The organism is Variovorax jilinensis (genome assembly GCF_030316885.1).
Taxonomy (GTDB): Bacteria; Pseudomonadota; Gammaproteobacteria; order Burkholderiales; family Burkholderiaceae_C; genus Variovorax; species Variovorax jilinensis.
The window spans coordinates 119,574-143,295 of record NZ_JASZYQ010000006.1; the positions used below are offsets into that span (position 1 = coordinate 119,574).

Here is a 23,722-nt window from a genome sequence, read left to right on the forward strand (position 1 = left end):
ACCCCACCAACCATCCGATAGGAGACACATCGTGAGACGTCACTTCCTGCTCAAGGCCTCGGCCTCGTTCGCCTCCATCATGTTCAGCGGCCTGTTCCTCGCGGGACCCGCGCACGCCCAGTCGGCGCCGCCGCTCAACATCGGATTGCTGCTGAGCCTCAGCGGCCCTGCCGCGCCCTTCGGCATCCCCGAACGCGACGCGGTACAGGCCGTTGCGGCCAAGATCAATGCCGAGGGAGGTGTGGGTGGCAGGCAGATCGTGCTCAGCATCTACGACGACGGCACCAATCCGACCGAAGCGGCGCGCGGCGCGACGCAGCTGATCCAGAAGGACAAGGTGGTCGCGATCATCGGATCGACCACCGGCAGCGGGACGCTGGCGGCCGCGCCGGTAGCGATGCGCAACGAGGTTCCAATCCTGGCGCCGAACGGCACCTTGTCCGTGACCTCGAAGGACAACAAGTTCTATCCCTGGGTGTTTCGGAGCCTGACAGGCGACCTGACCAATACAGACGTCCTGGTCAAGCGTGCAGCCGAAGCGGGGGCAAAGAGGATCGGCATCTTCTACCAGGAGGATGCCTACGGCAAGAACACGGCCGACTACATGCAGGAAGTCGCCAAGCGATACGGCCTGGAGATCGCGGGGGTCGCGGCGGCGCCGCTCAATTCGACCGACCTGAGTCCGCAGGCGGCCCGCATCCGCAATGCGAACCCCGATGCGGTGCTGGTTCAGGCCTCGGCGCCCGCGCTCGGTGCCGCCTTCGTGCGGGCCGCCAAGCAGATCGACATGAAGGCGCAGTTGTGGGCGCCGGTCGGGCTGGGGCAACGTGCCTTCATCGACGCCAGCGGAGCGGCGGGCAACGGCGTCAAGCTGGTGGTGCTGGCGAACTGGGACGATCCGATTCCCCAGCTGGTGCCGCTGGGCACGCTGTTGAAAGCCGCAGGCAAATCCCCTCAGGGCTTCGGCGAACTCATCGGTGCCAACGCCATCCTGGCGATCGTCGAGGCGGCCAAGAAGGTGCGCGGCGAGATCACCGGCAAGGCGTTGCGAGACCAGCTCGAGGTCCTCTGCGGGCTGGAGTCCTATACCGCCGGCAAGGCCTGCTACTCTGCGGACAACCATGACGGCTGGTCGGCGGATTTCCTGACCACTGTCGAAATCCGCGACGGCAAGTTCATCACGCTCAAATGACGACCAAGGCAGCGCCGAATTTGTGGGAAGTGCTCGTTGCCAAAGGGTTGACGACGGTTCCGGCGGTGATCGCCGCGCAGGCGCTCGCCCGGCCCGACGCGATTGCGCTGCGCACCGAAGGTGCCCCGCCGCTCAACTATCGCGCGCTCCACCTGAAGGCCTGCGCGATCGCTGCGGGGCTGCGCGGGGCGGGCGTGCGGCGGGGCGACACGGTGGTGCTGTTCGGACCCAATAGCGCCGACATCGTCGCCTGCTGGATCGCGGTCAATGTGCTTGGGGCCATCGAGGTCTGCATCAACACCGCCAACCGGGGCGCACCGCTGGTGCATGCACTCAACAATGCCCAGGCGCGCCATATCGTGGTCGCGGCAGAGCTCCTGAAGTACGTCGTGCAGGTCGGCGATCAGCTCGACCATCTCGAGCACGCATGCATATTCGAAGAGGGCTCCGCCGAGGTTCCGTCGCATCGCTTCCGGAGCACCCTGCTGAGCGACCTGCTTCGCCCCGAGCGCGCCACGGCGATCGAGGAGGAGATCCGATCCGAGAGCGGCGACGTGGCCCCTTCGAACATCGCATCGATCATCTACACATCCGGCACCACGGGCCCGGCGAAAGGCGTCTTGATGCCCCATGCGCAGGTGTGCCTGCTGGCGGCCATGTCGGTGCGGGGACTCAAGCTCACCGAAGACGACGTGTTCCACTGCTTCCATCCGATGTTCCACATGGCGGGCAAGTTCATGGGGATACTGGCGACCTTCATCGCTGGGGGACAGGCCGTGCTGGACCGTGCCTTCGATGCCGAGCACTGGCTTGTCAAGCTGCGCACTCACGGTATCACTGCCGGACTGGCCCATGGCCCGATGGTCGAAATGATCCATGCCCAGCCGGCACGCCCGGACGATCAGGACAATCCTCTGCGGCGAATGATCGTTGCGCCTTTTCCCACGCGCATTGCCACGGACTTCGAGCGCCGATTCGACGTTCGAGGCATCGAGGTCTGGGGCATGACCGAGGTCGGCGTCCCGATCTGGTGCGACGTCGACCGGCCGCTGCGACCAGGCAGCTGCGGCCGGAACGACGACGAACTGTTCGACGTGGCGATCGTCGATCCGGTGACAGATGAAGACGTCGCTCCCGGCGAAGTGGGCGAACTCGTCGTGCGCCCGCGCCTACCTTGGGTGTTGATGCAGGGCTACATGGGCATGCACGAGGAGACGGTCGCGACGTGGCGCAACCTCTGGTTCCACAGCGGCGACTCAGCCCGCCGGGATGCCGACGGCAACCATTTTTTCATCGATCGGCTGAAGGACCGGATACGGCGCCGTGCCGAGAACATCTCCTCGTACGAGATCGAATCGGCTGCGTTGTCCTATCCGCCGGTCGCCGAAGCTGCGGCCGTGGGCGTCCCATCTCAGTTCCACGACGACGACGACATCAAGTTGACCATCGTCGTGCAGCCGAAAATGGCCCTCCGGGAACAAGACCTGCTGGCGCATCTCGCTGGTTGCCTGCCGCACTACATGCTTCCGAGATACATAGAGCGTCTCGAGGCGCTGCCCAGGACGCCGACGAACAAGGTTCGCAAGGCCGAACTGAGAGCACGTGGCGTCGACGCAGCCGTCTGGGACAGAAAGGCAATTGGCATCGAGGTGAAGAGCTTGTATGAGAACTAGTCAGGATTCGGCCGGCCATGAGTTGGCGTCGGGCAAGATGAACAAGAAGCAGTTGTCGCGCGAGCGCAGCGTGGAGACCATTCTTCGCACCGCTCTATCCGTCATGGTCAAGAAGGGCTACCGAAACACGACGATCGAGCACATCGCCGATTCTTCCGGTCTCACCAAGGGCGCCGTCTACCACTACTTCAACAGCAAGGAAGATCTGCTGATGGCCGTGCTCGAAATGGTGGAAGGCGATGTCGTCACCGGCGAAGTCGTCGACCCCGGTGACCGCGTCATGGCAGCCGATCGACTCGTGCAGTTCATTCACTCTCAAGGTGAGCGAGCCTTCGAGCGTGCAGACAGCTTTCTGTTTCTCGTCACCGTGGCGGGCGATTTCTCGAATATCGGCGAAGCCGTCGGCGCAAAGGTGGAAGCGATCTTCGATCGCCTGGGGAGGGTGTTGCGAGGCATCGTGCTGGAAGGCCAAGCAGCGGGTCAGTTCTCGCAGCGGGTGTCGCCGGACGATCTGACGCGACTTTATGTTTCCAGTTTCAGCGGGAATGTCTTGCAGTGGCACCGAAGCGGCAGGCGCGCGGACATCGGTCGCAGTCAGGTGCGCGCCTTGCGGCTAGCACTGCTGAGCGTGCTGCACCCCGACCGCGTACCAACCTCATCCCGGCCCCGATAGGCCGCATCCGATTCGCGCAAGGATTCAAGCCATGAACGCTCCGATGGAACTACGCCCCGCCACGCTCGACGACAAGTACGAGAACGAAGACGGGCTGGTTTACCTGACCGGAACGCAGGCCCTGGTGCTGCTGCCGATGTTGCAGCGCCGACGCGATGCCGCTGCCGGACTCAACACCGCCGGCTATGTCTCGGGCTACCGCGGCTCGCCGCTGGGCGCCTACGATCTCGCGCTCGGCAAGGCACGCACGCATCTCGAGAAGCACCACGTGACCTTCGTGCCGGGCCTCAACGAGGATCTGGCGGCCACGGCCGTCTGGGGCACGCAGCAGGCCAACGCGTTTCCCGGGGCGCGCTACGACGGTGTGTTCGGCATCTGGTATGGCAAGGGTCCCGGCGTCGATCGCGCCGGCGACGTCCTGCGCCACGCGAACCAGGCAGGCACAGCCAGGTACGGCGGGGTGATCGCTCTGGCCGGCGACGACCATGGCGCCAAGTCGTCGACCGTGGCGGCGCAGACGGACTTCCTCTTCCAGGCAGTGTCGATGCCCGTTCTGGCTCCGGCGACGACGCAGGACTACATCGACCTCGGGCTCACAGGCATCGCGATGTCTCGCTTTACCGGGACCTGGGTTGCGATCAAGGCGGTGACCGACACCATCGAGACCGCCGGCATCGTGGACGTCTCGTCGACGCGGCTCGCGTTCGTGGATCCGGAGCATGTGCCTATGCCGCCGGGCGGGTTGAACCTGCGCTGGCCGGAGGAACCCTTCATCAAGCTCGAGGAACGGCTTGCGAAGCACAAGATGCCCGCGGTGCTGGCGTGGGCGCGGGCGAACCGGCTGGATCGTCAAGTGCTTGGCGTTCCAAACGGCGAGCCGGCGCGGCTCGGGATTGTCAGTACGGGCAAGGCCTGGCTCGACGTGATGCAGGCGCTCGCCGATATGGGCATCGACGACGCGGTTGCGCGCCGCATCGGCATCAGGGTCTACAAGGTCGCAATGCCGTGGCCGCTGGAGCCCGAAGGCGCCCGCGAGTTCTGCGCCGGCTGCAACGAGGTGCTGGTCATCGAGGAGAAGCGCTCGCTGATCGAATCGCAACTGCGTGACGCGCTCTACGCGCTTCCAGCCCGGCCCCGAGTGACCGGCAAGGTCGACGCCGACGGCGTGCTGCTGCTGCCCGAATGGGGCGAGCTCTCCCCGGCGCTGTGCCTGCGGACCATCGCTGCGCGGCTGCGGGCATCGGGGCCTGCCGCCGGCGACGATCCGCTGGCGATGCGGGCGTTGCAGGCGGTGCAGGCGCGCTGCGATCAGCGCATGTCGCTGCTGGCAACAAAGGAACAGGACGACGCCGATCGCATCCCGCCGGCGGAGCGCACGCCATACTTCTGTTCGGGATGTCCGCACAACAGTTCCACCAAGGTTCCGGAGGGCTCGCGGGCCGTGGCGGGCATCGGGTGCTCGTACATGGCAACATGGATGGACCGCTCGACGGCTACCTTCACGCACATGGGCGGCGAGGGCGGCACCTGGATCGGCCAGGCCCCCTACACCGAGACACCGCATGTGTTCCAGAATCTCGGCGACGGCACCTACTTCCACTCGGGTTCGCTCGCGATCCGCCATGCAGTGGCCACCCGGACGCCCATCACCTACAAGATCCTGTTCAACGATGCCGTCGCGATGACCGGCGGACAGGAGCACGACGGTCAGTTGACCCCCGCCGCCATCGCGCGCCAGGTCGCCGCGGAAGGCGTCAAGAGAATCGTGGTGGTCACCGACGACCCGGGCAAGTATCCCGTCGGCTATTTCGATCCGGGTATGCAGGTGCACCATCGAAGCGAGCTCGACGCGGTGCAGCGCGACCTGCGCGAATACGCCGACGTCTCTGTCCTCATCTACGACCAGACCTGCGCCGCCGAGAAGCGCAGGCGCCGCAAGCGCAGCACGGAGGCCGTGATTCCGAAACGGGTGTTCATCAATGAGCAGGTGTGCGAGAACTGCGGCGACTGCACGGTGAAATCGAACTGCGTGTCGGTCCAGCCCGTCGAGACGGAGCTCGGCCGCAAGCGCACGATCGACCAGTCTTCCTGCAACAGCGACCGATCGTGCGTCGATGGCTTCTGCCCCAGCTTCGTCACGGTCGAGGGCGGGGCCCTGCGGACCCGCGCGACGGCCGAGAGCGCGAAGGCCGACGTCGCCGGCAGCGCGCGAGCTGCGAGCCTTCCGTCGCCGCCGTCCGTGCTGCCCGAACCCGAACTTCCCGGCCTCGAAGAAACCTACTCGCTTCTCGTGACCGGCATCGGCGGCACGGGTGTCATCACCATCGGGCATCTGCTCGGAATAGCCGCCCATCTCGAAGGCAAGTCGGTCACCGTGCTCGACATGACGGGTCTGGCGCAGAAGAACGGCGCGGTGATGAGCTTCATCCGCTTCGGCGCTCCCGGCCAGGCGCTCTACTCGCCGCGCATCGGCGCCGCGTCCGCCGACGCAGTCATCGGTTGCGACCTGATCGTGACAGCAGGAAGGGAAGCGCTGTCGCGGATGGCCGTGCGCCGCACCCGCGTGGTAGCGAACGCCGCGATCACGCCGACAGCGGATTTCGCGCGCAAAGCGGACTGGGCAGTTCCACAGGGGGCCCTGGAGGCAGAGATCGAGCGTGCAGTCGGATCGTCCAAGGCCTGCGCCTATGTCGATGCCACCCGGGTCGTCACGGCGATCCTCGGCGATTCGATCGCAACCAACATGTTCATGCTGGGGTACGCGTGGCAGCAAGGGCTGATCCCGGTGTCTGCAGTGGCCATCGAGCGCGCAATCGATCTCAACCGGGTGTCCGTCGCGGACAACCGCACGGCCTTCGCATGGGGCCGCGCCGCGGCGGCGGACCCCGCGCGCGTGGAAAGGATCACATCGCCCGCGCAGCCGATCCAGTTCGTCCCGAGGGTTCGCACGCGCAGCCTGAGCGAACTCGTCGAGTCGCGCAAGTTGCTGCTCACCGCCTACCAGGATGCCGCCTACGCGCGGCAATACACCGAGTTCGTCGAGCGCGTCGCCGAGGCAGAGCGACGCGCCACCGCCGGAAGCTCCACGCGGCTTTCCGAAGCGGTAGCGCGCAGCCTGGGAAAGCTCATGGCCTACAAGGACGAATACGAGGTGGCGCGCCTGTTCGTCGACAATGGCTTCATGGAGCGGTTGCGCGGCCAGTTGGCAGGCGACTACAAGTTGTCCTTTCACCTCGCTCCACCCCTCTGGGCACGACCGGGTGCGGACGGGCACCCGCGCAAGCGAGCCTATGGTGCCTGGATGCTCGGCGCCTTTCACATCCTTGCAAGGCTGCGCCGTGTTCGCGGAACGGTCTTCGACGTGTTCGGATACACGGCGGAAAGGCGTGCGGAGCGGGCCCACATCGCCAGCTACCGCACGACGATCGAGGGGCTTCTGGAGCAGCTGAACGTCGGTAACCTGGCGATCGCCGTCCAGATCGCCGCGCTGCCCAACGACATCCGGGGATTCGGACATGTCCGGGCCGCCTCGGCGAAGACGGTATCGCAGCGCCAGTTCCGGCTCGTGGAGGAATACATGGCCTTCGAGGGGCTCAAGCGGGCCGCTTGAGCCATTTGGGCTCCGCGACCGAGACAGCGGGTGTAGCCTGCTCTTCGCCCTGCCCTGCCTGTTCCGCTGCAGCGCAATCTGAATATGATGGGGGCCCGGCTGGATTGGGCAGCGAAGCTTCGACTGGCGATTCCCGACAACAAGAATTCACCTCCGAGGAGTACTAGCATGAAGAACCAGAGATCCGCCAGCGGCCAGCTTCCGGCCCAGTCCATTCGTGTGTGCGCGGCGGTCCTGCTGGCCGGCTGCGCCACGATGGCCGGCGCGCAGACTTACCAGCAGCGCTACGACCAGCTCATTGCCCGCTGCAACGACGGCACCATGCCGCGTCCGGAGCGCGACGCCTGCGTGCGCGATGCAGGCCTTGCACTCGAGCGGGCGCGCCAGGGCAGTTCGGGCGGTTCCCAGACGGAGAACCGATCCACCGTGATCGTGCCCGACGGTGCCTCGAGGGCCGGAACCGACTCCAGCACCGAATACACCTCGCAGGACGGCCGCGCGGTCATCGTGCCGCCGGCGGGCTCGCCGCCGCCGGCCGATGCCGTGACCCAGTAGCCCGGGCTAGCGGCAGGGTCGCTCGAACGGCGTGCTGCAGCCGTAGGCGGCTCCGTCCGCGGGGCGCGTCAGGTCGCCCATCACGAAGGCGAGGCTGGCGGCAGCGGTCAGGGCGGCTGCATGCGCATCGACGCTCAGCTGGCGGGACTCCAGCAGGCCGTTCGCAGCCTCGTTCGCGATCGTGATCGTGCCCACGCCGTGGCGATAGGCTTCGGTCGCGGCATCGAAGGTGATGCGCGCGGTGTCGACGAGGTTCAGCGCCGCGCGGTTGGACTCGAGTGCGGAGCTCAGGGTGTCTGACGCTACGACGATCTCGCGGACCGCCAGGTCCTGCGTCTTCTTGAAGACCTCGGTAGCCGCCGCCGCGCGGGACTCGGCTTCCTTCACCCGCGTCGCGCGAAGGCCGCCGTCGTACAGCGGCACGGTGACGCCGATCAGCACGGTCGAGCCCGAGGTCTGCGGCCCGATCGCGGGCAGGCCATCGAGCTGGAAACGCCCGTTGCCCGACGCGACCGCGCCGGCAAGGAACACCTTCGGCATGAATCCCGCGTTCGCGGCCGTGATGCCCGCGGTGGCGGCCTTCACGCCTGCGTAGCTCGCCAGCACATCCGGCCGCTGGGACAGCGCGACACGGATCACGGCCTCGGTCGGGGCATCGACCGTGCCCGGCAGCGGCCGGTTCTCGGCCGAGCCGACCCTGATGGCCGTCAGCGGCGAAACGCCCATGGCGCCGAGCAGCGCCTGGTAGGCGTCGCGTTCGACGCCCTGCGCGGTGACCCGCCGCAGTTCCGACCGTGCCACCTGCTGCCGCGCCTGTGCGACCTCGATGGTCGTGCCGATGCCGTTCTTGCGGCGCTGCTCGGCAGCCTCCTGGATCGCGCGGCTGTTGCGCAGCATCTCGTCGGCCAGCCCGGTGCGGCTGCGCGCGACGCCGTACTGCAGGTAGGTACGGGTGACGTCGAAGATCAGCTTCTGGTGCATCCCGTTGAAGTTGACGTTGGCGGCAAAGGACGCGTGGCCCGCTGCCTCGGCCAGTGCGTCGCGCTGGCCGAAGTCGAACAGCAGCCATTGCAGCGCGATGGCCGGCACCACGGCACTGCCGGTGGTGTTGAGCGCCTGTTCGACGCGCAGCGGCAGCGGTGTCCGCGTGTTCTGGTAGCCCGCGATCACGCTCGCCGAGATCATCGGCAGGTACGTGGCCTCCACCATGCCGACCGCCAGCGCCGCCTGGCGCGCCTGCTGCCAGGCGATGCGGGTTTCCGGGTTGTTCTGCTGCGCGATGTCGATCAGATCGGGCAATTGATAGACGCGCTCGCCGTCGAGCACGGGCGGCGTGGCGAGCTGCGCCGCCGCAGGGTTGCGGGGTACCGAGAAGCCCGTGTTGTCGCCAGCGCCGACGGCGTCCGCGGGCACCCAGGGCAGCACCGGCGATGGCGGAGCGAGGCTGAGCGTGTTCGGTGCGCAGCCGGCCAGCAGCAGCGCAGCGATGCAGACGGCAGCGGACAGCACCCGGCTGCCGGCGCGTCGACGGTGCGTCATCGATCCCGTCATGCGCCGACGAGCCGTTCGAGCCGATCGAGACGCTGGTCGATGGTTCGTTCGGCCGATGGATGCTGCCGCTCGGACGCCGCGTCCTGCGATGCCGGCGCGGACGGCGCCGTCTTCATGCGCTCGGCGATTCCCTGCAAGCGCGCGGACTCCGCTGCGGACGCGTTGCCGTGCAGGAAGAGCCAGGGAGTGAGCGCCCGGATCTCCGCCAGGGTTTCCTGCAGGCGGGCGCGCTCGGCCGGCGGCGGTCGCAGCGCCGCAGGCTCGAACTGCACCAGGCGCAACTCCTCCAGCGCAGCGGCGCTTGCCTCGGCAGCGCTGTTGGCTTCGCGCACCGCCGCGATGCGATCGGCTGGCGGCAATGCGGCGAGCCTGGCCAGACTGGACAACGCGCGGCCGATGCTTGCACGCACCGCACCGGCAGCGCCCACCGGCCATACCCGCGTGAAGATCAGGTAGACGACCAGGTTGCCGAGCAGGATGCCCAGGATCCGGTCGGTCGCGGCGTCCATGTCGGTGCTCGGCCCGAACCCCTGCAGCACGGTGAGCAGGAACGCCAGCCCGACCTGCACGCCCGCATACGAGATGCGCGGACTGCCGCTCGAGATCCAGGCGGCCGGCAGGATCGCCACGAAGATCATGACCACGAAGCCGCCGATGCCGTCGAGTTGCGGAATGACGAAGAGGATGGCGAAGATGCCCATCGCCGCGCCCACCAGGCAGCCGCCGATGCGCAGCACCAGCTTGTGGACGGTCTCGCCGGTGGTGCCCAGCGCCGCCACGTAGCAGGTGATCAGCGCCGTATGGATGCCCTGCCAGTCCAGCGCGGTGTAGACCAGGTAGCAGATCAGCGCCGCGGCCGTCGTCTTGAGCGCGAAGCGCTGATGGATCGGGCTCAGGAACCCTTCGTCGGCCAGGAACGAAGCCTTGGGGGCGCCGACGTCGCGCTGGTCGCCCGGCGTGGCCAGCGCGATCAAGGCGGCGCGGGCCTCGGCCACGGCGGCGTCCGCCTCGTCGTCGAGCGCGAAGTGCGGCACGGCTGCACGCCGGCCGGCTGCAATCGCCCGCGCCGCTTCGTCGCAGTGCGCTGCCAGTTCGAGCCGTACCTCGGCACGCGCCGTAGCGGGCAGTGCCGCCACCGCCAGCAGCAGCCGGTAGGTGCCGGTCACCGCGGCGTTCAGCCAGTCGCCTTCCGCGCCCGACACGTAGCGAAAGAGGCGCACCATCGTCGCCCGCTGCTGCGCATCGGCCTGGCCTTCGAGCAGCAACTGTCCGACCGCGTCACGGCTCGCGCCATCGGCCTGTCGCAGCGCATCGGCGGCTGCATTCAGCCGTCGCGCCAGTTGCGCGCGCAGCAGCTTCTGCGGCGCGCGACCGAGGAAGAGGTTGAAGCCCAGCAGCACCAGCATCGGCACCACGGCCATCAGGCAGGCGTACAGCAGGCCGCGCGTCGCCACTTCGGACACCGGCACATCGCTGAGCAGGGTCATGATGAAGGCGATGATCAGGGCCACGATGCCGCCGCCCTCGCCGAGCTTCGTGGCCGAGCCCAGGTAGAGGAAGACGAAGGAGCTCAGCATCATCACGAGGATGCGCAGCGGCGGCACGTCGATCGTCAGGTTGACCAGCAGCACCAGCGGCCCGACGATCACCAGCACGAGCACCATCACGGCGATCGCCACCACGATGTTGCCGATGGCATCGGGCTTCATGAGAAAGAGCAGCAGGTAGCAGCTGATGGCCGATTCCCAGATCTGGAACATCATGGCTGCCAGCGCCATCAGCGCACACACCGCTGCGCCGCGCCAGGCCATGGCGAAGCGCCCATCGAAAGGCGCCAGGTCGGCCTTCGCCTGCAGGATCAGATCGCGGAAGGGATGCTCAGCAGTCTGAATCATGCTGAACGACGACGACTGCGGAAGCGCCGATGCGCATCAGGTTCTCGGGCGGATCGATCAGATGGATGCGCACCGGGAAGCGCTGGGCGATGCGCACCCAGTTGAGGGATTTCTGCACGTAGGGCAGGTTGCGCGGGATCTCCAGTGCGTCGGTCGATGTCACGCCCCAGCCGATGCCCTCCACCTTGCCCTTGAGGGCTTGCCGGCGATCGGACATCACATAGACGAGCGCGCAGCGGCCCACCTCGATGTCGCCGAGCTCGGTCTCGCGGAAGAAGGCCGATGCGTGCCAGCGCGCGGTATCGATGAGCGTGAAGACGGACTGGCCCGGAATCACGAATTCCCCGGCCGCCACCCTGAGCCCGCCCACCCTGCCGTCATGCGGCGCGCGAACCTGCGTGTGCGCCAGTTCCTGCTCGGCAATCGCCAGCGTGGCACGCGCGATGGCGACCTGCGCGTTGGCGGCGCCCGGGCCGATGACCAGCGACTCGGCGGCCTGCGACTGCTTGACCGCCTGGTCGAGGCTGATCTGGGCGTTGCGCTTGGCCGTGGCGGCGTCGTCCACCTGCTGCTCGGTGACGTAGCCCTTGGGCAGCAGCGGCTGCAGGCGCGCCAGCGTCTGGGTGGCCAGCTTCAGATTGGACCTCGCCCGATCGATCTGCTGGTTGGTGATGGCGGCATTGGAGGCTTCGGCCGACGAGGTCTGGCCCTGCGTCTTCTGGGCGGCTTCCGCCAGCGCGAGCTGTGCCTTGGCCTGCTCGACACGCAGGCGATAGACCGCAGGGTCGATGCTGAACAGCAGGTCGCCACGCCGCACCAGGGCGTTCTCCGCCACGTCGATCGAGATGATCCGGCCCGGCACCGAGGCCGCCACGTGCACCACGGGCGCTCCGAGCACCGCGTCCTCCGACAGCGGATTGAGCGCCGAACGATGCAGCGCCTTCCAGCCCAGCACGACCGCGGCCCCGATGATGACCACGCCGACGACCAGAGCCAGCCCACGTTTTGCGCCGCTGAAAGGGGTGCTCACGATCAGCGCGCGAAGAAGACGAGCGACACGGCGAATGCCACGGCGAGCGCAAGGCAGACGTAGACCAGCAGTCGCAACGGCAGCACCTCGTCGATGCCCAGCCGGATGAACACGATGCGCGTCAGGATGGATGCGACCACGCCCAGCAGTCCGCAGACCAGCCAGGCGGGAAAGTAGGAACCCATCAGGGGAAGAGAAGGGGCGCTCTCGCGCGCGCAGCCGCCGAGTCCGAAGAGCAGCAGCGGCGGCAGAAGTCTGCCCATGTCCTTGCACCGCGAAGGCCCGCTCGAGGACCTGGAAATGACGCTCATCCCGCTTTCTCTGGAGGTTGATTCTGCCGTTGACTGTAACCGAAGCTTCTTACGCGGAACTGCCGTTTCAAGGCCTCGCGCCCACGGGGGCCGACGCTCTTCACGCGCGCTGCCCGGCTTGAAGCGCCTCTTTCGATGAAGCTAGAATTTGCGACCTTCCGGGCTGCTGCCAGCCCGGCCGCCGCGATGCGTCAACCCACTTGCTACGACCACTTGATCACCCTCGAGTCGATCGCACTGCCAGTGCAGGAACCCCACCCGACGCCCGGCGTCGGGACTGACACGCCGGCTCGCCACTTCTTCATCCAGCCATGAGCGAGGTCGTGCCGCCTCGGCGACGCCTCGCGGTCAAGCTGCTGTGGGCGAGCATCGGTCTGCTGGTCCTGGCCATCATCGGCGTCGTCATCTTCCTCGAGACACTCGACGCGGACGTCTACAGGCGCAAGCTGGAGCAGGAACTCTCGAACGCGCTGGGTCGGCAGGTGTCCATCGGTGCCATGTCCTTCGACGTGGCGATGCGCCCCACCCTCGCGGTGCGCGACCTGCGCATTGCCAATCCGGCCTGGGCTTCGCGGCCCGACTTCCTCAGCGTGAGCACTGGCGAGGCCCGCGTCGATCTGGAGGCCTTGCTGAAAGGCCGCGTGACGGTCCGCAGCGTGCGGCTGAACGGCATCGACCTGCTGCTCGAGCGCAATCCGCAGGGCGAAGGCAACTGGGTCTTCGGCACGCCGGACAGCGGCAGCAAACCCTTGGATCTGCCCGACTTCGACGACGTGACGCTGGCCGACGCCCGCATCGCATGGAAGCGGGCCGATGGCTCGGCCGTTCAGGCGCGCATCGACTCCGCCCAGGCTGCCATCGTCGAGGGCCTGCCCTTCGATCTGCGGGCTCAGGGAAGCTACGAGGGCCATGCGGTTCGCCTGACCGCGAAGTCACAGGCCTCGCTGCAATCGGCCATCGCGCGCAATCCATGGCGCGTCGCGATCGGACTCGATCAGCAGGATGCATCGCTCGCGTTCGATGTCCGCTGGCCCTCCATCTACAGCCTGGAAGGCATCGAGATCGGCGTCGAGGCCGCGGGCAAGCGACTCGATTCGTGGGCCGGCATCGTGGGCAGGCCGCTGCCGGGCTGGGGGCCCTACCGGCTCTCGGGGCAGTCGCGTTTCTCGCCGGGAAAGTTCGAGGCCGACGGCCTGAAGCTTTCGCTCGACGGGCTGCCAACCCACCCGCCGCTGCTCGAGATCGACAGCGGTCGGGTCGCGTTCGGCAGCGGCACGGACACGCAGCTGAGCGCTGCGGGCAGGATCGGAGAGACGGCCGTCTCGCTCGAGGCGAGCGGCGCCGCATGGCCACAGCCGGCCCCGGCCGCGCCGCTCAAGCTGCGCGCTGCGCTGGCGGATTTCGCACTGAGCGCCGAAGGCCGCATCGGCGGCGTCGACGATTCGGCGTTCGACCTCGCCCTGCACGCCGAGGGTGACGTGATGGCGGCGCTGCGCACGCTCGCCGGCGTGCGCAGCGCGCATGCCCTGCCGATCGATCTCGCAACGCAGGTGACACGCGCGAACCAGACCTACGAGGCCAAGGCGATCAAGGGCCAGGTGCTCGGTGTCCCGGTGACCGGCCATCTCGACTACAGGCATGCGCCGCAAGCCCGGCTCGCCGGGGCGCTGGCGCTCGGTCAGCTCAACCTGGCCCATCCCGCGATCCGCTCGCTCGAGACCGCGAACGTCGCAACTGCCGGCGCCGCTTCTCCACGCAGCGGCGCGCCCGCCTGGCTCGACGCCGTCGAGACCGACCTGACGTTGCGCATCGCCTCGATCGCCGGGTTGCCGTTCCCGGCCCGTGATCTGGCGGCCCGCCTGCAATGGCGCAACGACGCGCTGCAACTGCAGCAGATCGCCGCCACGCTGTCCGGCACACGCCTCACGGGCGACGGCACGCTGCGCTGGCGCGATGGCCGCGCGCAGGTGGAGGGCAAGGCGAGCGTTGCGCTGCTCGACCTCGGCAAGCTCGGCAGCGGTCCCGCACCGCGAGGCAGTCCCGGCGCACTCGATCGGCCCTTGCCGCTGGCGCCGTTGCGGGCACTCGACGCCGATCTGCGCATCGACCTGGGACGGGTCGCCGGTGCGCCGGTGACGATCGAGAAGGTCGCTGCGACGGCTCGCCTGCAGGGCGGCAAGCTCGCCATCGACGTGGCGTCCGGCACGGTCGCTGCCGTTCCCCTGCAGGGACGCGTCGCTATCGACGCCACCGGCAACGCCTGGCGCGTCGATGTCGATGCCCAGGCCGCGCGCATCGACCTCGCCACACTGGCGCGCGGGGCCAAGCAGCCGGCCACGATGACCGGAACCCTTCTGGAGACCCGTGCAGTGCTGGGTTCGCACGGCACGAACGGGCGCGAGCTGCTGAACCAGGCCAGCCTCAGCGTGCGCACGTCGCCGTTCACGCTCGCCGTGCCGCGCGACCGCTTCACGCTGGCGGTGGATCGGGCGAGCATCGATGTCGAGCCCGGTGGGCCGGTACGCGTCAGTGCCGCGGGCAAGACCTCGGGTGCGGCGATGGACCTCACGATGACCGGCGGACCGCTGGTCGAGCTGGCCGAGCCCGCGAGCGCGTGGCCCAGGATCGAAGCCAGCATGCGATCGACCCTGAATGGCCAGCTGCTGCAGGTCGACGCGAGCAGCGGTCCCCTGCAGCGCCTCGTCGGCATGCGCGACGTGCCGCTGAACCTGCGAGTGACCGCACCGGGCGCCAGCGCGACGCTCGAAGGCACCGTGCGCAACCTCGCGGCGCCCATGGCCACGCCGCTGTCTGCACGTGTCGACATCGCCGATCTCGCGCGAACGGCGGCGCTGTTCACGGCGGCGCGACTGCCGCCGCTGAAGGTCCAGGCGACCGGTCGTGTCACGCTGGGCGACGGCGAGCTGTCAGTCGCCGGTCTCGCGGCGCAGGTCGGCAGGTCGGACGCGGCCGGGCAACTGCTGATCCACTGGCGCGATCGGCCCCGGTTCACGGCGAATCTCACCTCCAGGCTCATCGACGCCACGCAATGGGCGCCCGAGGCCGTGAAGGAAGAAAAACCCCTGCTCGATCGCCCTATTCCCGTCGCCGAGCTGCTCGCGAGCGACGTGCAGTTGCGTCTGCGGGCGCAGCGCTTTCTCCTGCACAAGTACGACCTCATGAACCTGCAGCTCAACGGCACGCTCGACAAGGGGCTGGTGCAGATGCAGGCTCACGCGGCCGAAGGCGACATGAATGGTGAACTGCGATTCGACATCCGCCGCGTGCCTGGCCTGGCGGTACGCCTGCAGCTCAAGGAAGTCGATTCGCGCTCGCTGTACACGGGTGGCACCGCACCCACGTCTGCCGCGGCACCGAAGATCTCGATGCGCGCGCAGGTTGCGGGCACCGGCGCCACGCTGCGGCGCATGCTCGCCACGTCCGACGGCGCTTTCCTGCTCACCGCGGGGGCAGGCACGCTGCCGATCCACACCGGCTACGGCTTCGAGCGAATCGCGGGCAACCTGCTGCTCACGCTCGTGCCCGGGCGGCGCAGCAGCGACTTCAACCAGCTCCAGTGCGCAGCGGCGCACTTCACCATCGCCAAAGGCGTTGCCACCTCGAGCGACGGCATCGTGCTGCGACTGCAGAGCATGGACATCCTGGGCAGCGGCGCGGCCAACCTCACGACCGGCCAGATCCTCTTCGGCTATAGAGCGGTGCGTCGCAGCTTCTTCAGCCTGAGCCTCCTGGGCCTGACCAGCGGTGTCGCCAAGGTCACGGGGACGCTCAGCAACCCGACGGTGGAACTCGACCCGAGCGGCATCCTGCTGGCCGGCACGGCCGCCTGGGCCACCGCGGGGGTCTCGTTGCTGGCGGGCGAGCTGTGGCGCAAGCTCGAGGCCACCGGCGACCCCTGCTCGCGGATCGCCAGCGGCGCCCAGCTTCCGGACGACCCGCTCGAGAAGCTGCTCCAGAGGCTGATGCGCTGACGCGCTGAGACTCTCAGGCCGCGTAGAGGTTGTAGCCCATCGTCTGCGCCACCGCGGCCGCCATCAACTGGCCCCGCACGCTGTTGCCGGTCGGGTCCAGCGGCGGCGAGAAGGCCGCAATGCCCATCAGGCCGGGAACGATCGTCAGGATGCCGCCACCCACGCCGCTCTTAGCAGGCAGGCCGACGGTATAGGCCCAGTCACCCGAGCGGCCGTACATGCCTTCCATCGTCATCTCGGCCAGCACGTAGCGCGTGTGCGCGGGCTTCATGACCTGAAGCTTCGAGAGCGGATTCCTGCCCTTGCCGGCCAGCGTCGCGCCCATGGTCGCCAGCTGCACCGTGGTCAGCAGCGTGGAGCATTGGCGGGTGTAGACATCGCAGGCTTCCATGGGGTCGCAATACATCGAGCCCGCCGAAGACAGCAGCCACGCAATCGCGCGATTGTGGAAGTTGGTCGTCTGCTCCGAATGGTTGACGTCGTCGGACAGGGCCAGCTGGGCGCCGGCCAGCTGCGACTGCATCCCGAGGATGCGCGACCAGCGGTCCTCCACGGACGACGCCTTGACGAGGCTGACCGTCGCCATGGCGCCGGCATTGACCAGCGGCGACAGCGGCTTGCCCTCGTGCAGTTCGAGCGCCATGACGGAATTAAATGGCAGCCCGGTCGGATCGGCGCCGATCTTGTCCTGCACCGCGTCCGGTCCGACGTCCTCGAGCGCGAGCGCCAGGGTGCAAACCTTCGAGATCGATTCGATCGCGAACTGGAAGTCCGAATCGCCTGCCGCCACGATGTCGCCATCGACCGTCACGGCGGCCACGCCGGAGAGGGTGGAGGGAACGTTCGCGAGATAGGGGATGTAGCTTGCGTTCTCGCCGCCCGGCGCGGCATGGTGCTGCGCGTAGGCGGATTGCACCGCCTCCTTGAGCGCCTTGATGTCGATGGCCATGTCGGTGCTCCTAGGACTTGCGTGCCGCGCCGGCGGCTGCGGTCGGCGCCGGCTTCGTCGAGGCGGTGGTCGCGGCCTGCCAGGTGAACGGTGCGAAGTCGTTCTTCTCGTCGCGCCAGCCGGGCTTGCGCATCATGTAGATCACGAAAGGAAGGATGCAGAAGAACACCGTCAGGCCGACCAGGATCCCGACATAGGTCGACGGGCTGCCGACCGAGATCTGGCTCGGCGGAATGAAGCTGAAGAAGAACGCCAGCAGCGAGCCGAGGAAGCCCGCACCGCCGATGATCCACATGCCCAGGTTGCCGCCGGGAATCCGGTAGGGCCGCTCGCGGTTCGGCTGGCTGTGCCGCAGGTAGATGGCGGCGGCGAACATCAGCAGGTACATCACGAGATACAGGATCACGGTCAGCTGGCTCAGGATCTGATAGACCGACTGCACCGACGGCAGCACCACGAAAAGTACCGACAGCAGCGTGACGAGGCCGGCCTGCACGAGCAGGATGTGCGTCGCCATGCCCTTGGCGTTGGTGTGCTGCCACCAGCGCGGCAGGTAGCCCGCCTTGGCGACGACCAGCAAGCCGGAGGACGGACCGGCCACCCAGGTGACGACGCCCGCGAGCACGCCGATCGCGAGTGCCACTGCGACCACCGGGCCCAGCCACTGGACGCCGGCCCACTTGAACATGTCGTCATAGGCGACCAGCAGGCTCTGCGTCAGGTTGATGTCCGCCTGCGGAATCACGAACGCGATGGCCAGCGTGCCGAGCACGAAGATCAGCACGGTGCCGATGGCCGACAGCATGATCGCGATCGGATAGTTGCGCTTCGGGTTGTCGACTTCCTGCACGTGGATCGCGTTCATCTCCATGCCCGCATAGAACAGGAAGATGCTGGCGGCCAGCACGACGTTGTTGAAGTTGGTGAAGTCCGGCAGCACCTCGCTCCACTCGAGCTTGATCTGCGGCGTGTTGCCCGAGAACAGATAGGCAAAGCCGAGCACGATGAGGATGATCGCCGGGATGATGGTGCCGATGATCCCGCCCCACTTCGACACCTTGGCGAAGGTGTCGACGCCGCGAAACGCGATGAAGGTGGCCAGCCAGTAGATGCCGAGCACGATCAGGAGAATGAAGTACTTGTTGGCGGACAGTGCTTCGTCCCAGCGCTGGTCGGGGCCGATGAAGGCCAGCGAGACGGCACCGAAGGTGAGTGCGGTCGGAAACCAGACGGTGACTTCCACCCACAGCATGCACATCGCCAGGAAGGCCAGCCGCGGGCCGAAGGCCTCGCCGACCCAGCGGAACACGCCGCCCTTCTCGGACCAGCCGGTCGCCAGTTCGGCGGCGACCAGAGAGACGGGGATCAGGAAGAAGACCGCTGCGAACAGGTAGTAGAAGATCGAGCTCAGGCCGTACTCGGCTTCCGCGGGCAGGCCGCGAAGGCTGACGACCGCCACGATGTTCATGATCGCGATGGTGCCGATCCCTAGTTTCTTGGCCGGTGTCAGGCCGGTGGCCTTTGGGGCGGTGGAGTCAGACATGGATCATTTCCTCGAAGTTCTTGCTTTTGGTTGGGAAGCGGCGACCGCCGCCGGCAGACGGATGCGGGACCGGGCGTACGAATCGCGGCGCCCGGACTGTGCCAGTCACCGGACCATCGACGGCCCGGAACCGGCGGCGCAGGGAGATCGAAGGGAGCGCGGCGCTTCGCCTTCGACTCGACGCGACTCAGGTGTGATTGAAGCCTTCTTCCTTGGCCACGCCATGCACCGAGGGATGCTTCGCCAGGTAGTCCAGCGCGGTCTTGAGGTCGTCGATGAACAGGGCGGCGAAGTCGATCTCGAAGCCGCGTCGGCACATGATCCGCATCACGACGGTATCGGACGCCTTCCCGCTCATCGCGAATGCAGGCACCTGCCAGCCGCGCAGCCGCAGGCGCTCCGACAGGTCATACAGCGTGTAGCCGACGTTGGCACCGTCCTTGATCTTGAAGCAGACGGCGGGAATGCCCTGCTTGGGATCGCCGCTGCAGATGAAGTCGAAGGGCCCGAGCTTGCCGACTTCGCCTGCAATGAAGGAAGCCACCTGATAGAGCGCGGTCTGGACCTTGGTGTAGCCCTCGCGGCCCAGTCGCAGGAACTCGTAGTACTGCGCAATCACCTGACCGGCCGGGCGCGAGAAATTGATCGCGAAGGTGCCCACCTGCCCACCGAGGTAGTCGACCTTGAACACCAGTTCGTCGGGCAGCGCCTCGGCATCGCGCCAGATCACCCAGCCGCAACCCAGCGGCGCGAGCCCGAACTTGTGGCCCGAGGTGCTGATCGACTTCACGCGGGGAAGCCGGAAATCCCAGACGATCTCGGGCGCCACGAACGGCGCGAGGAAGCCGCCGCTGGCCGCATCGACGTGGATGTCGATGTCCCAGCCCTTTTCCTTGTGCAGCTTGTCGAGTGCGTCGTGCAGCGCCTGGGGAAATTCGTAGTTGCCGGTGTAGGTGACGCCGAAGGTGGGGACCACCCCGATCGTGTTCTCGTCGCAGGCCGCCGCCATGCGCTCGGGGTCCATGAAGTACTTGCCCGGCTCCATCTCGATCTCGCGGATCTCGACGTCCCAGTAGCGCGCGAACTTGTGCCAGCAGACCTGCACCGGTCCGCAGACGAAGTTCGGCTTGTTGGTGGGCTTGCCGGCCGCTTCCATGCGCTTGCGCCAGCGCCATTTCATCGCCATCCCGCCCAGCATGCAGGCTTCCGAGGAGCCGATGGTGTTGGTACCGGTAGCCTGCCCATTGGCCGGCCGAGGCGCATTCCAGAGGTCGGCCATCATGTTCACGCAGCGCAGATCGATGGCGGCGGACTGGGGATACTCTTCCTTGTCGATCCAGTTCTTGTTGATCGACAGATCCATCAGCTTGTGGACGTTGTCGTCATCCCAGGTCTGGCAGAAGGTGGCCAGATTCTGGCGCGCATTGCCGTCGAGGTAGAGCTCATCCGTAATGATCTGGTAGGCAATGTCCTGCCGCATCTCGTTTTTCGGAAAGACATGGGCTTCTGCCACATGGCCCATTGATTCGGCGCCAAAGCGCGAATCCAGGGCCGAAGGACGTTGAGTTCCAGACTGCCTAGCTGCCATAAATTACCCCTTAGTTACATGATTTGACGGCGTATTTCTGCACCGTCACGAGAAAAGCCTCGCTGGTCCGTTCGCAGAAAATCCTACGCAACCTTTCAACACATCTTTTTGTTTTATTCGATCGATCGCATCGCGACGATTGTATATATTAATTATTACAACTTTATGAGTTCATGCAGTCAGTTGTCGGCCATCACTGCTCGCGAAAGCATTGAACACTCTTAGTTTGATGGGGTACAAACAATCCGCCGCAATGTGTAACAAAATGAAAATTGTCAGGAATCCAATGCACCGTTCCATCTAGGATTCGGGGGCTTGGAGATGCATTGCATGGCCCGGCCAATGTCGTTCCCGGACGACCTTGTTTCTAATCAATTCTGGAGTGCTTATCTTGAAATTCACCTCGTTCGCTCTCAGTGCTGTGTGCGCCACCATGGTCTTCGCCGGCTCGGCGCTGGTCCAGCCTGCCTCCGCCCAGACGCCCGTGGTGATCGACGCTGCCGGCAACGTGAAGGCAGTGACGGTCTCGGCGACGATCGCGGCGATCGATGCGAAGAATCGCGTAGTCACCCTCAAGGGCGCCGAAGGCAATGCCTTCGCCGTGCAGGTCGGCAAGGGTGTCAACCTCTCCGGCGTGAAGGTCGGCGACACGGTCGACGCGACCTACATCCGTGCCGTGGCCCTGGACTTCCAGAAGGGTGACGGCATTCGCATGAACCTGCAGCAGTCCGTGACGCAAGGCGCCAACGCGCTGACGCGCACCACGGTCGTGACCAACATCTGGGGCATCAACGAAGCGCAAGGCAGCGTGACGGTTCTCGGTCCGTACGGCCAGCTTCATCAGGTCTACCTGAAGGACCCGGCACAGCTGAGCGGCGTCAAGGTGGGCGACCAGATGAAGATCGTCTACACGGCAGCGGTTCTGACGCAACTGGCCAAGAAGGGCTGAGTCTCGTCGACACGGCGCTAGGCGGCGCCGTTCGCCGAAGTGGCAGATATCCGGCGTGCCTCTTCCAGCACGTTCGGAGTCCGCCTGTGCCACCGGTTTGCGTTGCGCTGCGCGCGTGATGCATGTTCTTGGGCCTCAGCCGTGGCGCAGTGTTCAGCCGGACGTGCATTCATCGTCATCTGGCGGATTTCGATCGCCCGTCGTCGGCACCATCGACGACGAGCCGAATTCCTGCGTCCTGTATTCAGGCCTTGGAAAACGCAACGCCGCGCAAGACCCGCCGGACGAGATCGGGTCCGCTTCGGATGGCATTTCTCGCACCCAACAATTCTTGACCGCACCCGGAGATTCCTATCGTCGACAGACGGTCCCGACCCGGTTCAATTGCCTCGGAGAGACCGCAATGAGTCCCGCACCCCGACTACTGACCGCGAGCACGCTCGTGCTGTTCCTGGCGCCCGCGCTTTCGCAGACTGCCGCGCCCGAAGATCCCTTGTTCGGAGGCTCCGACGTCGCACAGGTCGGCAAGATCGGCCGCATGCACGACCGGCTGCGGAGTGCGCAAAAACGCGAGTCGCCCTACCAGGAAATCTCGGGCGCCTACCGCGACTATGTCGAATGGAAAGGCCGCGTTCAGAAGGATGCAAACCTCAGTTACTCGCTCGATCTGAGTCTTCTGCAGCAGTGGGGTTCACCCGATGGTGGCAGCCCGGCGATGCAGGCCTACGTCTCTCCTTCCGTCGATTGGACGGCTTTCAAGAGCAGCCGCTGGGGTACGGGCTCGGTCCAGATGGCCTACAACCTGGTGAAGTACCCGACGAACCAGAATGCCGCCGACATCCAGTCGAAGCTCGGCCTGATCACCCCGATCAATGACTTCGGAGCAAACACCCAGAATTTTGCGCAGCTGACCTACACGCAGGCCAGCCCCGACAACAAGTGGCTGGTCACGGCGGGCCAGTTCCCGCTGTACAACTTCGACGGCAACGCCTATCTCGGCAGTCAGCAGCAGAACTTCAACAACTACGTCTTCGCCCAGAACGGAAGTGCCACTTACCTGACCACGGGACTCGGCGCCTACGTCCAGTACAACGCCACCAAGACCGTGCAGCTGGCCGCGGGATTCCAGGGCACCAACAACCTCGAAGGCAAGAAGATCACCGCGACGAACATCGGCGACGACTGCTGCGCCTGGTTCGGCTACGTTCAATGGACCCCGCAGTTCGCGGGACTTGGGTCATCCCAATACTCGCTCTCGTACTTCGACACGCCGAGTCTTCCTTCGCAGGAATCGACGAGGGCATGGTCGATCAATGCAGTTCAGAACCTCGACGACACCTGGGGTGTCTTCGGGCGGGCCAATGGCGCCAGCGGCTACGTGACGTCGATCAAGCGATCCTATGCAGTCGGCGTCGCGATGAACAATCCGTTGAAGCGCGCCTCGACCGATCAGATCGCAGTGGCCGTCGGCACCAGCGTCGCGGCCAATCCACCCACCAATCCGGCCGGCGCGCGCGACGAGGTGATGGTCGAGGCCTATTGGACCTGGACGGTGTTCGGCGGACTGCTGCTGACGCCTTCGGTCCAGTACATCAGCAATCCCGCGCTCCATCCGACGCGCGATTCCGTCTGGGTCGGATCGCTGCGCGCGACCTTCCTGTTCTGAACCGCGCTGAATCGTGAACACTCGCGGCCGACGAAGACCGCTGATTGACATCGCTGCAAGCGGCACGGAAGATATTTCGCACCCTCAACACCAAGGACCTTTTCCATGCGTCGTTCCCTTTCCATCCTGACCACGAGCACCATCGTCTGTCTCTCCGCACTTGCCTCGCACGGCGTGGTCCAGGCTCAACCGACCGGCGTGCCGGCACTGCAGGCGCAAGGCAATGCGAAGTGGGTTTGTGGCGGCATCGGCTCGGGCCAGACTGAAGCCTTCCGCGGCGCGCAGCGCAACCATCCGCTGTCTCTGGTTTTTGCGAATCCGCAAGGCGAGTTCTATGCCTCGGTCGCGTTCACGATCAAGAACAGCTCAGGCGCGGCCGTGCTGTCCGTGCCCTCTTCCGCAGGCCCGATCTGCCTGATCGACATTCCCGCCGGCCGCTACACGATCGAGGCCACGGCACCTGGCGGCAAGGCGCCTCAGACGCAGACCGTCGAGGTCGGCAGCGCGCCGCGCACGGTCGATTTCAGGCTGTAGCCCCCGCGATC

General features: G+C 66.4%; 16 protein-coding genes. 9 read left to right on the forward strand and 7 right to left on the reverse strand.

The annotated features are described in order from the left end of the window. Positions 1-31 precede the first annotated feature (31 nt). The 5 genes from QTH87_RS20920 to QTH87_RS20940 all read left to right on the forward strand — a co-directional run bounded on the left by QTH87_RS20920 (position 32) and on the right by QTH87_RS20940 (position 7,703). Positions 32-1,192, forward strand: coding sequence for an ABC transporter substrate-binding protein (locus tag QTH87_RS20920; RefSeq protein WP_286611984.1), 1,161 nt, complete (start codon positions 32-34; stop codon positions 1,190-1,192). Further along, the gene (locus QTH87_RS20925) at positions 1,189-2,865 is read left to right on the forward strand and encodes an AMP-binding protein (protein WP_286611985.1); all 1,677 of its coding nucleotides are present in this window, start codon (positions 1,189-1,191) and stop codon (positions 2,863-2,865) included. The genes QTH87_RS20920 and QTH87_RS20925 overlap by 4 nt, the downstream gene beginning before the upstream one ends. A gap of 37 nt (positions 2,866-2,902) precedes the next feature. After that, complete coding sequence (locus QTH87_RS20930; RefSeq protein ID WP_286611986.1) at positions 2,903-3,538, forward strand: TetR/AcrR family transcriptional regulator; 636 nt, start codon at positions 2,903-2,905, stop codon at positions 3,536-3,538. Positions 3,539-3,569: 31 nt separating this feature from the next. Continuing rightward, positions 3,570-7,148 carry an indolepyruvate ferredoxin oxidoreductase family protein gene (locus tag QTH87_RS20935; protein WP_286611987.1) on the forward strand — a complete coding sequence of 1,193 codons (3,579 nt, stop codon included), beginning with the start codon at positions 3,570-3,572 and terminating at the stop codon, positions 7,146-7,148. A gap of 168 nt (positions 7,149-7,316) precedes the next feature. Continuing rightward, the gene (locus QTH87_RS20940) at positions 7,317-7,703 is read left to right on the forward strand and encodes a hypothetical protein (protein ID WP_286611988.1); all 387 of its coding nucleotides are present in this window, start codon (positions 7,317-7,319) and stop codon (positions 7,701-7,703) included. Positions 7,704-7,709: 6 nt separating this feature from the next. On the opposite strand, the gene QTH87_RS20945 is transcribed toward QTH87_RS20940, so the two are convergent. From QTH87_RS20945 to QTH87_RS20960, 4 genes are read right to left on the reverse strand one after another with little or no spacing between them, the layout of a single operon-like run. After that, positions 7,710-9,242, reverse strand: a complete 1,533-nt coding sequence (locus QTH87_RS20945; protein WP_286611989.1) for a TolC family protein — start codon at positions 9,240-9,242, stop codon at positions 7,710-7,712. An 8-nt stretch (positions 9,243-9,250) separates the two neighbouring features. Then, positions 9,251-11,149 (reverse strand): FUSC family protein, encoded by a 1,899-nt coding sequence (locus tag QTH87_RS20950; protein ID WP_286611990.1) that lies wholly within the window; start codon positions 11,147-11,149, stop codon positions 9,251-9,253. Beyond that, positions 11,133-12,179, reverse strand: a complete 1,047-nt coding sequence (gene mdtN, locus QTH87_RS20955; protein ID WP_286611991.1) for a multidrug transporter subunit MdtN — start codon at positions 12,177-12,179, stop codon at positions 11,133-11,135. The genes QTH87_RS20950 and mdtN overlap by 17 nt, the downstream gene beginning before the upstream one ends. A 2-nt stretch (positions 12,180-12,181) precedes the next feature. Next, a complete protein-coding gene (locus QTH87_RS20960; RefSeq protein ID WP_286611992.1) occupies positions 12,182-12,442 on the reverse strand; it encodes a YtcA family lipoprotein in 261 nt (86 codons plus the stop codon). A 359-nt stretch (positions 12,443-12,801) separates the two neighbouring features. Between QTH87_RS20960 and QTH87_RS20965 the strand changes: the two genes are divergently transcribed. After that, positions 12,802-16,482, forward strand: coding sequence for an AsmA family protein (locus QTH87_RS20965; RefSeq protein WP_286611993.1), 3,681 nt, complete (start codon positions 12,802-12,804; stop codon positions 16,480-16,482). A 13-nt stretch (positions 16,483-16,495) separates the two neighbouring features. Here QTH87_RS20965 and glsA read toward each other — a convergent pair whose 3' ends face one another. From glsA to gad, 3 genes are all read right to left on the reverse strand, one after another. Continuing rightward, positions 16,496-17,431, reverse strand: a complete 936-nt coding sequence (gene glsA, locus QTH87_RS20970; RefSeq protein ID WP_286611994.1) for a glutaminase A — start codon at positions 17,429-17,431, stop codon at positions 16,496-16,498. A gap of 10 nt (positions 17,432-17,441) precedes the next feature. Continuing rightward, a complete protein-coding gene (gene gadC / locus QTH87_RS20975) occupies positions 17,442-18,974 on the reverse strand; it encodes a glutamine/gamma-aminobutyrate antiporter GadC (protein ID WP_286611995.1) in 1,533 nt (510 codons plus the stop codon). A 187-nt stretch (positions 18,975-19,161) separates the two neighbouring features. Continuing rightward, a complete protein-coding gene (gad, locus tag QTH87_RS20980) occupies positions 19,162-20,562 on the reverse strand; it encodes a glutamate decarboxylase (protein ID WP_286611996.1) in 1,401 nt (466 codons plus the stop codon). A gap of 391 nt (positions 20,563-20,953) precedes the next feature. Between gad and QTH87_RS20985 the strand changes: the two genes are divergently transcribed. From QTH87_RS20985 to QTH87_RS20995, 3 genes are all read left to right on the forward strand, one after another. Further along, a complete protein-coding gene (locus QTH87_RS20985; protein WP_286611997.1) occupies positions 20,954-21,511 on the forward strand; it encodes a hypothetical protein in 558 nt (185 codons plus the stop codon). A 403-nt stretch (positions 21,512-21,914) separates the two neighbouring features. Beyond that, the gene (locus QTH87_RS20990; RefSeq protein WP_286611998.1) at positions 21,915-23,177 is read left to right on the forward strand and encodes a carbohydrate porin; all 1,263 of its coding nucleotides are present in this window, start codon (positions 21,915-21,917) and stop codon (positions 23,175-23,177) included. 105 nt (positions 23,178-23,282) lie between these two features. Then, positions 23,283-23,711, forward strand: coding sequence for a peptidase associated/transthyretin-like domain-containing protein (locus QTH87_RS20995; RefSeq protein WP_286611999.1), 429 nt, complete (start codon positions 23,283-23,285; stop codon positions 23,709-23,711). Positions 23,712-23,722 lie beyond the last annotated feature (11 nt).

What these genes read in the sequence shown, in the direction of transcription:
- QTH87_RS20925 (WP_286611985.1), top strand. Translation starts at nt 1,189, where the DNA reads ATGACGACCAAGGCAGCGCCGAATTTGTGGGAAGTGCTCGTTGCCAAA.
- QTH87_RS20965 (WP_286611993.1), top strand. Translation starts at nt 12,802, where the DNA reads ATGAGCGAGGTCGTGCCGCCTCGGCGACGCCTCGCGGTCAAGCTGCTG.
- QTH87_RS20995 (WP_286611999.1), top strand. Translation starts at nt 23,283, where the DNA reads ATGCGTCGTTCCCTTTCCATCCTGACCACGAGCACCATCGTCTGTCTC.
- QTH87_RS20950 (WP_286611990.1), bottom strand. Translation starts at nt 11,149, where the DNA reads ATGATTCAGACTGCTGAGCATCCCTTCCGCGATCTGATCCTGCAGGCG.
- glsA (WP_286611994.1), bottom strand. Translation starts at nt 17,431, where the DNA reads ATGGCCATCGACATCAAGGCGCTCAAGGAGGCGGTGCAATCCGCCTAC.
- gad (WP_286611996.1), bottom strand. Translation starts at nt 20,562, where the DNA reads ATGGCAGCTAGGCAGTCTGGAACTCAACGTCCTTCGGCCCTGGATTCG.
- QTH87_RS20935 (WP_286611987.1), top strand. Translation starts at nt 3,570, where the DNA reads ATGAACGCTCCGATGGAACTACGCCCCGCCACGCTCGACGACAAGTAC.
- QTH87_RS20960 (WP_286611992.1), bottom strand. Translation starts at nt 12,442, where the DNA reads ATGGGCAGACTTCTGCCGCCGCTGCTGCTCTTCGGACTCGGCGGCTGC.
- gadC (WP_286611995.1), bottom strand. Translation starts at nt 18,974, where the DNA reads ATGTCTGACTCCACCGCCCCAAAGGCCACCGGCCTGACACCGGCCAAG.
- QTH87_RS20945 (WP_286611989.1), bottom strand. Translation starts at nt 9,242, where the DNA reads ATGACGCACCGTCGACGCGCCGGCAGCCGGGTGCTGTCCGCTGCCGTC.
- QTH87_RS20930 (WP_286611986.1), top strand. Translation starts at nt 2,903, where the DNA reads ATGAACAAGAAGCAGTTGTCGCGCGAGCGCAGCGTGGAGACCATTCTT.
- QTH87_RS20990 (WP_286611998.1), top strand. Translation starts at nt 21,915, where the DNA reads ATGAGTCCCGCACCCCGACTACTGACCGCGAGCACGCTCGTGCTGTTC.
- QTH87_RS20940 (WP_286611988.1), top strand. Translation starts at nt 7,317, where the DNA reads ATGAAGAACCAGAGATCCGCCAGCGGCCAGCTTCCGGCCCAGTCCATT.